Annotated in this window: 1 protein-coding gene; it reads right to left on the bottom strand. The window is 44.2% G+C overall.

The annotated features are described in order from the left end of the window. A partial coding sequence (locus tag C7Y70_RS19725) for an Ig-like domain-containing protein (RefSeq protein WP_245321616.1) occupies window positions 1-1,624 on the bottom strand: 1,624 nt, incomplete at its 3' end. Window positions 1,625-1,636: the final 12 nt, after the last annotated feature.

The raw sequence follows: 1,636 nt of genomic DNA, 5'->3' as shown, positions 1-1,636 counted from the left end.
CCTCGAGGCTATCACCTTCGTCAACATCACTGTCATTACCCAGCACGTTCACTTCAAACTGCCCTTCTTCTTGCAGTTGCGCGGTATTATCAAGCGCCACTGGCGCATCATTAATCGCATTGATTGTAAGCGTCACTTTGGCCGCTTCTGAAGCCAATCCTTCACTGTCTTTAACCGTATAAGTAAAGCTGTAAACTCCGTTGATGTTTGTCTTCGGTGTAATGGCTAAACTGCCATCTAAATTAACACTCACACTGGCAAAGCTGTATTCTCCCACGCCGTCGCCTTTATCTTCTAACAATACATTCGCGCCATTGAATCCTTGGTCTTCAACGTCTGAATCGTTCGTTAAAATGGCAATACTTGTCGCAGTATCTTCGTCTGTGGTCACTGCATCATCAACCACTATTGGGCGGTCATTCACTGCGCCTATATTAATCGTTACCGTTGCGGTGTTAGAGACTAACCCTTCACTGTCTGCAATGGTGTAGGTAAAGGTGTCTTGTCCAACTTCGTTACTATTAGGTGTATAAACAAAGGTACCTGCGGTTTCATCAATACTTACTTGCCCTTTGCTTGGTGAGCGCACCACAGCGATTGCACCAGTTGGTATAACATCTTCCACATCGGTTGCTTGCGATCTTAGCGCAGTGACATCAGACGCTGTATCTTCTAATGTATTAACTTCTATAGCAGCTGCAACGGGTACATCGTTGACTGGCGTAATATCAATGTTCACTGTTGCAGTATTTGATGTATTTCCTGCAGCATCTTTAACTGTGTACGTAAAGCTATCAGTACCTGTCTCGTTTTGTGCCGGGGTATACGTCGCGACACCATTGGTAATGCTAACATTACCTTTAGTAGGCGCCACTAACACGGCAGCTGAAGCAACGACCATATCACCTTCAGCATCGGTGTCATTATCCGTCAGGCTAAATGTTACCCCAGTGTCTTCAGTGGTTTGCACTGTATCATCTTGTGCAATTGGTGCGTCAGCTATAGCATTAATAGTCAGTGTTGCAGTATATAGTGGTGACAATTCACCTAAGCTATCTTTAACTTGATAGGTAAAGCTATCAGAGTTATCTTCCCCGCCATTATGCGCGTAACTAAAGCTACCATCCGCTTGTGCTGATAGTTCACCAAATTGCGGCTGACTGACAATAACTAAAGATAAGCTGTCTCCGCTATCAATGTCGTCATCAGTCGCGTTACTTAATAAACCGTTGGCACTTGTCACCGTTAATGTTTGTGCTTCATCCAATGTAAATGCTGTGTTTTGTCCTACCGGCGCATCATTGGTGTTCGTTACCTCAATTGCAAAGGCTGGTAAGCTGACACTCACAGTACCATCCGATGCACTTATTATTATCCCTTGCTGTATGCCAACATGTTCATCTGTTGGTGTGCCGCTAACTGCCCCCGTATTAACATCAAAATTGAGCCAGTTTGGCTTATTACTAATAGAGAACACAAATACATTGTTATCAACATCAGTGATTGCCGGCGTGAATGAATAGGAGCTGTCTTCTGCTATGGTTGTACTCGGTGACCCCGATATCACAGGCGCATCATTAATATTAATAACTTCCAAACTAAATGCTGGTAGTGCTGCAGTCATACTGCCATCACT

This window comes from Pseudoalteromonas sp. KS88, from assembly GCF_004766475.1.
Classification (GTDB): Bacteria; Pseudomonadota; Gammaproteobacteria; order Enterobacterales; family Alteromonadaceae; genus Pseudoalteromonas.
Note: the sequence above shows the minus strand (reverse complement) of the source record. Positions and strands in the feature narration are given on the sequence as shown.